Annotated in this window: 1 pseudogene; it reads right to left on the bottom strand. The window is 70.8% G+C overall.

Annotated features, from left to right (window positions below):
* Nucleotides 1-227: 227 nt before the first annotated feature.
* Nucleotides 228-667 (bottom strand): annotated as a pseudogene (locus DW661_RS07935) (IS30 family transposase); the annotation flags it as partial.

The following is a 667-nucleotide window of genomic DNA, read 5'->3' as shown; positions in this document are numbered from 1 at the left end:
GGTTGATTTCCGATCTCAGCCGAACACATTGAGCAAATAGGCCGTTCCCGCACCTAGCCGAACGCCCCCGCGGCCCTCCCGGGGCCCGGGGGCGGCATTTTCCCAGTTGAAGGAACGGTGGAGATGTGTTTCGATGGGTCCGGTGGCCATGCTCCGCCCGCCGCCCGGCACCTCTTCCCAGACTCAGCCGAACGGTCGGTCCGCCTATTCCGTTTTTCCCTTTCAGGCTAGGACAGCGGGGCATCGCCCCTTTCCTCGCGCGCCCGCGCGATGAGCCCCGGCGTCAGGTCGAGCTCGCCGACGGGCACGTCCTCCACGCCGTACGCGTCCAGCAGCGCCTCCGCGTCGGCGCCGAGCATCGCCCGGAAGGCGCGGGCGGGCGTCGCGAAGCCGAGCGCGCCGCGCGGCTCGGAGTTCACGTGCGACATCGCCAGCGACAGGTCCGCCGGGGCCAGCCGGTCGAACCTGAGGCCGCGGCCCTTGGGCAGCAGCTTCCTGATCTCGACGTGGTTGCGCTCGCAGGCGCCCTTCTGGTCGCTGCGCCGGGGGTCGCAGTAGAACAGCCTCGTCTCGCCCTGCCCCTCGCCGATGAGCGCGGCGATCGCGTCCTCGTCGGAGAACTCGGGGCCGTTGTCGGTGAGCACGGCGCGGAACACGCGGCGCGTCC

Origin of the sequence: Collinsella sp. AM24-1, assembly GCF_003470325.1 — a bacterium.
Lineage (GTDB): Bacteria > Actinomycetota > Coriobacteriia > Coriobacteriales > Coriobacteriaceae > Collinsella.
Note: the sequence above shows the minus strand (reverse complement) of the source record. Positions and strands in the feature narration are given on the sequence as shown.